General features: G+C 38.5%; 5 protein-coding genes, 1 pseudogene and 1 CRISPR repeat array. Of the genes and pseudogenes, 1 reads left to right on the top strand and 5 read right to left on the bottom strand.

Annotated elements, in window-relative coordinates; all coding sequences use genetic code 11:
• A partial coding sequence (locus Q0296_RS11260; RefSeq protein ID WP_298040640.1) for a phage tail tape measure protein occupies positions 1-1570 on the bottom strand: 1570 nt, incomplete at its 3' end.
• Positions 1571-1631: 61 nt separating this feature from the next.
• On the opposite strand from Q0296_RS11260, the gene Q0296_RS11255 reads away from it, so the two are divergent.
• Complete coding sequence (locus tag Q0296_RS11255) at positions 1632-1793, top strand: hypothetical protein (protein WP_298040638.1); 162 nt, start codon at positions 1632-1634, stop codon at positions 1791-1793.
• A gap of 193 nt (positions 1794-1986) precedes the next feature.
• Positions 1987-3406: direct repeats of the CRISPR family, unit length 30 nt; unit sequence GTTTCAAACTCCAACGGAGTAAATTCTAAT.
• Between the two features lie 153 nt (positions 3407-3559).
• Here Q0296_RS11255 and cas1 read toward each other — a convergent pair.
• From cas1 to cas3, 4 genes and pseudogenes are all read right to left on the bottom strand, one after another.
• A pseudogene (gene cas1 / locus Q0296_RS11250) lies at positions 3560-4557 on the bottom strand (CRISPR-associated endonuclease Cas1).
• Between the two features lie 9 nt (positions 4558-4566).
• Positions 4567-4845, bottom strand: coding sequence for a CRISPR-associated endonuclease Cas2 (cas2, locus tag Q0296_RS11245; protein WP_107715125.1), 279 nt, complete (start codon positions 4843-4845; stop codon positions 4567-4569).
• Positions 4846-4853: 8 nt separating this feature from the next.
• On the bottom strand, positions 4854-5354 hold the full coding sequence (locus tag Q0296_RS11240; RefSeq protein WP_298040635.1) for a CRISPR-associated protein Cas4: 501 nt from the start codon (positions 5352-5354) through the stop codon (positions 4854-4856).
• Positions 5354-7043: CRISPR-associated helicase Cas3' (cas3, locus tag Q0296_RS11235; protein ID WP_298040633.1), on the bottom strand; the 1690-nt coding region annotated here is incomplete at its 5' end. The genes Q0296_RS11240 and cas3, both read right to left, overlap by 1 nt.

Here is a 7043-nt window from a genome sequence, read left to right as displayed (position 1 = left end):
TTGCTGCACTGCTTGCCAATCTAAAGCTTTTTAAGTTGTTATTGACAAGCCCTGAAAGCATCGCCTTTGTCTTCATTAAGATATTGCACTGCGACAAAGATGCGTTTAGCTTTAAACAATCAAAAGGCAACATCATTAAAATTTGGCGGTATCCACCAAGTGAGAGCGTCAAAATCGCCGATGATGCTTTTAGTGTTGTCATTGCCACGTTGAAGCCGAAAAAAGCAGCTACACTAAAACCTATTTTTTTAACTAGGTCTTCATTACTTCGCACAAATTCGGTTATTTTTTGTATAAATTCCGTGATTTTTTCTACTCCTCTTTTAATATATGGTAAAAAAACCCTACCAAAACTTACACTAAGCTCATTTAACGCGTTTTTCATTAGTTGAATTTTATTTTCCGTAGTATCACTTCTTGATTGAAATTCCGCTTCCATTGACCCAAAGCGTTTATTGTCACCACTTAGTGCCATAGCCTTATCAAAGTTCTCTATCGCACCAGTTAGCAAAGAAATATCATCCCCAAAATTTTTGCCAAAGATAGTAGTTAAAACGCCAGTCTTTTTCTCTTTTGGGACTTTTGAGAGTGTATGCAAGAAGTCCGTTAGCGCTTTTTGTGGATTTTTTAAAATTTGTGCTTTTAATTCTTTACCGCTAAGCCCTATGCTTTTAAATGCTTTTTCGAGATCGCCACCTGCTTTATCGGCGTTATTCAATACTGTAAGCATTGAGTTTATTGCCGTTGCTGCTACTTCTGGCTGCTTGCCAAGAGCGATAAAACTACTCGCAAGTCCAGCTGTCGCATCTGCACTTAACCCCATATCTTTTGCATTACCTGCGATCCTACCTACTGCATTTACTATCTTGTTTGCCGTTGATGCTGAGTTGTTAGATAGGTGGTTTATCGTATCTCCAAGCCCTCTAACGCCATCTACACTCATATTAAAAATATTCATAAGTGTTGCCATGTTATCGCCTGCTTCTTTGGCGCTCATATCAAAAGCAACTCCCATCTTTGCCGCCGTTTGTGTAAAGTCCATTAAATTTTCTTTTGCTATGCCAAGCTGTCCGCCTGATGCTGTTATTGATGCTATCTCATTTACGCTTAGCGGTATATCGCGGCTCATATTTAAAATTTGGTTTGAAAATTCCTTTAACTCATCTGGCGTTTTAAAATCAACTACTTTTTTTACATCTGCCATCGAGCTTTCAAAAGCAATCGCACTTTTGATCGGTGCTGCGATCGCTGCTACTGATGCCACGCTTGCGACGATCTCGGTTTTTAAATTTGCTAGCTTTTGCTTTGCCTCGTCCATATCGAGGCGGATCTTGGCTTTTGTGGCTCTTTGCAGGTCTTCTTTTAGCTTCGCCATTTGTGTGTGAAAGCCTGCTTTTTGAAACGGCTCAACTTTTAGCTTTTGCAAGGCTGTGTTATACTTTTCTATGCCTGATTTTATGTTTGCGTTTAGCTTGTCGCCTAAGCTTATAGTACTTCTATCTACGGCTTTTAAGATATTATTTAGCCCCTTAAGCTCCATGTTAAAGGTTAATGTTGCTTCTTGTGCCATATATTGCCTTTTTATTTTGATATTAGTAAAATATTAGTGATTTTTATACAAGGTGGTTAAAATGGATTATTTAGGCGCTCTTTTGGCTGGGTTTATGCTCCCTATCATCCTCATGGTCGGTGGCTTAATCGCTTGCATGTTTTGGTACATAAGCGTGCCTTTGCTTGTGCTTTTTATCATTGCTAAAATTTATAAGAGCAAGAGCAGCAACGCCGCTCTTTAGTTTTGATTGATGCGTTTTGCAATCTCAAAATAATCTACAAATTCGTTAAATTCTAATCCCATAACGTCGGATAGTGTAAAATTTAGGGAGTGCGTGATTAGCGCAATCCCCTCTATTAGTTTTTTACATCAACCCCCATAAATCCGCTTATCATCTTGCTAAGCTCTACCCACTCGCTTATCGGTAGTGAGTTGTTTCAAACTCCAACGGAGTAAATTCTAATTCTTAATAAGGTGCAAGCTGGGCGATTATACTGATTAGTTTCAAACTCCAACGGAGTAAATTCTAATGTGTTTGGCTCTTCGCTTATCGTCTTTTCGATGCGTTTCAAACTCCAACGGAGTAAATTCTAATCTAGATTTTGCATGCGTTCTTGATCTAGCTCGGCGTGTTTCAAACTCCAACGGAGTAAATTCTAATGTAGAGCTTCACATTGAAAAAGAGGAAGGCAAAGATGAGGTTTCAAACTCCAACGGAGTAAATTCTAATGCCACATCTCATAGATTAGAGCGATACAAACTACGTTTCAAACTCCAACGGAGTAAATTCTAATCCGTCAAGTGTGATCACTCAAGGCAATCCAAAGGGTTTCAAACTCCAACGGAGTAAATTCTAATAAACATCGAGATCGTTATTTTTACTTCGTCTTGATAGAGTTTCAAACTCCAACGGAGTAAATTCTAATACATTTTGGCAATGCAGGGGGCATTAAGCACGGAAGCGTTTCAAACTCCAACGGAGTAAATTCTAATAATATAGAAAAGAAGTAATCAAAAGCTGGGACGCCTAGTTTCAAACTCCAACGGAGTAAATTCTAATACTGAATGGATAAATTCAGTTATTGACAGGGCAATGTTTCAAACTCCAACGGAGTAAATTCTAATTCTTAATAAGGTGCAAGCTGGGCGATTATACTGATTAGTTTCAAACTCCAACGGAGTAAATTCTAATGTCAAGCCGTTCAAGCTCGCACTTATACCGATGAAAAGTTTCAAACTCCAACGGAGTAAATTCTAATTTAATATAATTTTGAACGTTAGGATTTACCATTTTTTGGTTTCAAACTCCAACGGAGTAAATTCTAATACTTCTTTATATTCGTGTTTTTTCAAAATATTGACGTTTCAAACTCCAACGGAGTAAATTCTAATATAAGTTAGAGTAAGGAACATACTCGCCATTTATCAGTTTCAAACTCCAACGGAGTAAATTCTAATGTAGTTATATAGCACCTTTGATTTTGTGATAGACTTCGTTTCAAACTCCAACGGAGTAAATTCTAATTAATTATTGCGTCTAGTATCATATCTATCTAATTGGTTTCAAACTCCAACGGAGTAAATTCTAATTGCATCATTTCGCTTATATTCAACAACTTTTTGGTGTTTCAAACTCCAACGGAGTAAATTCTAATCTTACTTCATTATCGTCGTTGCTACCATAAGCTGTAGTTTCAAACTCCAACGGAGTAAATTCTAATATGCTATCATACCGCCTGAAGTTGGCGGATTTTACAGTTTCAAACTCCAACGGAGTAAATTCTAATTTCACTCTACGCCTAAGATGATTTATGATGTTTATGTGTTTCAAACTCCAACGGAGTAAATTCTAATAGCACCAAAAAGCCTATTTTATAGGCATTCTGGTGCAAGAAGTCTATATTTATTCGCCTTAAATTTGACTAAATTTTAGCTACATATAAATACGCAAAGCCCTAAATTTCAAGCATTTTAAAATCTTAAAAAACGCTTTATCAAAATGCGATTTCACTCCCACCTAAATCCTTCATAAGGCGCATCCTCGCAGATGCACTTCTTGAGCTTATTTGCCTCGCGGCGGATCACCTGCCTCCACGTTAGCTCCCTGCCACCCACTGTGAGCGTCTCACAAAGGCGCGAGATCATCTTTAGCTCGATCTTTTGCACGGCATCGTTGCTAAATTTTATCCTGCCGGCGTCCGTTTGGAAGTCTTTTGCGGTGATCTCCTTTTTATTTAGCATATTAAATATAAGCGTATCGCCCAAGATCGGCTTAAAAATCTCCGATAGATCGAGATGTAGGCTCAAGGCTCGGTAGTTTGGCTCGTGCAAAAAGCCGATGCGAGGATCTAGCTTGGTCTTGTAAATTTCGCTTAGGCAGATGTTGTAGATGCGCGTATTTACGTAGCTTATGAAGCTGTTGATTTTATCAGCGGGCGGGCGTTTTGAGCGGACGGCAAATTTAAAGCTTCGCTGATCCGCGATGATCTCGTTCCACTTTTCGTAGTAGAGCTTTTGAAATGCGCCCTCTACCGCCATGATAGCAGGCACGCTAGTGGCCGCATCTAGTGCCTTTAGGTGTGGCTGTGCGTCAAATTTAACGCCATGCTTTTTGCAGTTTGCAGCGTCATTTATGATGTGGGCTCTAGTTATCTCGCGCGCGATATATGCACGTTTGATCGGATCATCAAAAGAGCGGAGCTGACAAAGCAACACAAAGCCGCTTTTATTTACAGAATTTGGCGTGTTTGGGTAGAAATCCCGCGAAAGCTCTGATACGGACTAAAGATGTGCAAAAGGACGTTATTATCCGCCAAAAACGCGATGGTGTAGGTATCGATCTGCACTTTTGCCAGCACGTAAATTTCATCGATCGCGTTTATCGGCAGGATCTTGCACGAAGCTCGCTCGCCTGTCTCGTCAAATTTTTCAAAATAGATATTATTATCTTGTCTATAAAGCCTGCCTGGACTAAGTATAAAGTGCGTCCTGTCGCTCTTTTGCATATTTGCTCCTTAGCTAAATATCGGACTATTTTTGTCTACGCCGATGACGATGCGCTCGGAGTATTTTAGTGAGTTAAATGTGTAGATCACGATGGAGTCAAGCTCGTCTACGCACTCTTTTTGTAGTGTCTTGCTTAGCTTTTTAAAGTCGCTCTCGCGGATCTCGCCCTCATAGACCGAAAACTGCACGCGAGGCAGAAATTTCTCGACCGCTTTTCTGATGCGATTTGCGTTATTTCGCTCTTTTTGCTCGCGCCCTGCGATGTCGTAAAAAAGTATCACATACATGTCGTCTCCTAAGCAGTGCAATAGTCGCGATATGCGCAGTTTTGGCAAAAATTGCCCTGCGTAAATTTGGGCGGCTTTTTTAAATTTGCAAGCGCGCTTATCTCGCCTAAAATTTGTTCGATCAGAGCGAAATTTTCACTGCTATCTTCCACTAATATCACCTTTTTACCGCTTATTAGTTTGCCTTTTACCTCTTTTAAATTTAAGCCAGTTTTTAAAAGATAGATGTAAAAAAGTAGCTGCATCTTGCCTGCAAGCTCGTTTTTTAGGCTTTTCTTATACTCTGTGATGAGGTAGTGACCGTGCTGTTTTGAGAGTTTGTCAAATTTAAGGTTGCCAAAGGCAAATTCTTGCAGATCTTGCTCTTTGATATCAGCCAAAGCCTTGCCCATTAGCACGTTTTCGTCTTCTTGATCTGCGTGGATCTGATGCGCGTAAAGCCACGCCTCGCGCTTACAGGTGACGTAATAATTCACAAGCGTGCCAGTGATCTGATCTTTTGAGAACATTAGTCAAATACCTCGTCCTCAATATCTAAATTTGTATCTTTTTTAAGCCCGTAATCCGCGCTATAAAAATAAGACGATCCAAATGGCAGATAAAACATATCTTTTAGTCCGTTTATTTGTTTTAAATTCGGCATTAGCTTATTCATATCTTTTAACGTTACATTTATGCTAAATTTCGACAACTTTCTGATGTGGTTTTTAAAAAGATCCCTTATGGTAAATTTCTCATTCGGACTATTTTTGATCTCAAAAATTTTAGCTTCAAAATCTTTAATGAAATTTTCTTCAGGCTCGATTATTATGGTTTGTTTGTAGTTGTCGTTCATGATATCCTCGATTTTTTGATTTATATTTTCAAATTCCAGCTTTTCTATCTCGCTTTTTATATGCAAATTTTCTAGTTGATTGCTTATCTTTTGAAAATACAAATTTGAAATTTCTAAAATTTCGCTCTCTCGCACTTCTTTTTGCTTAAGATCGCTCAAAATAGCCCCGCTTACTTTATATAAATCGCCGTAAATCAAATTTGTAAATTTGCTTATTTCGGGAAAGATGTATAGCTCGCCGCGGATTTCTCCAAAATGCCTATTTACGCGCCCTGCTGTTTGTATGATAGAGCTAATAGGCGAGACTTCGCGAAATCCAACGTCAAAATCAAGATCCACGCCAGCTTCGATGGACTGCGTGGAGATAAGTAAAATTTTGCTTGCAAGTGGATCAACTTTGCTTTTATCTATCGCACATCTTACAGCCCTGGTAGTAGCGCGCTTGTGATCATCATACATATACCCGTTTAGGCAAAAGCAGCTAAATTTATCCTTTAGTTTTGTAAAAAGCTCTTGCGCTTTTTTGATCGTATTTACGACGACTAGAGTATTTTTATCGTTTGCAGCCTTGCAAATTTTTTCTAAAAGCTCATCTTCGCCGTCTATATCAAGCCATTTTATGACGTATCTATCCTGCTTTGAAAAATAGTCTAAATTTGAAATTTCTTTAAAATTTTCGCTTTTTATGACCGGCATCGTCGCCGACATAAATATAAAAACAGTACCAAGCCGCTGCGAAAGGATCTCGCAAAGCAGGATAAAATCTTTTCTAAAGTTATATGGGATCGCTTGAGCCTCGTCGATGATAACGACGCTATTTTTTAGCTGATTAAATTTAACATTATCTTTGTTTTTATTGCCAAATAGCGCAAATATCAGCTGATAAAGCGTAGTTACGTTTATCTCGCCGCTAAAAGACTCCATTAGAAATTTGATCTTTGAGTATCTATCCTCATCGGTTAGATTTTCTTCGCCTATCGTCGTTTTGTGGTGAGCCTTACTGACCAAAATATCGCTACTTTTATAAATTTTCGCGACTATATCGTAGGTTTGATCGATTATAGAAGTAAAAGGAAGTGCATAAATTATGCGAGATTTGTTAAATTTCAATGCAAAATTTAATGCCGTCAAGGTCTTGCCGTAGCCCGTAGGCGCAGTCAAAGTAAAAAGCTTGTAGTTTTCGTCAAAGTTATTTAAGACAAAATTTCTAAACGCGTCTCTCTTTTCATTTGGCGGCAAATTTTGGATATCACTCTCTAAAACATCTATCGGTATATCTTTGCTTTGCTGTTTTGGCATGCTAAAGATAGCTTCAAATTTATCGTTATAAATCAAATTTGAATATAGGCTTTTGAAATTTATA

It is taken from the genome of uncultured Campylobacter sp. (assembly GCF_937890585.1).
Classification (GTDB): domain Bacteria; phylum Campylobacterota; class Campylobacteria; order Campylobacterales; family Campylobacteraceae; genus Campylobacter_A.
This window is presented reverse-complemented; position numbering and strand designations above follow the sequence as displayed.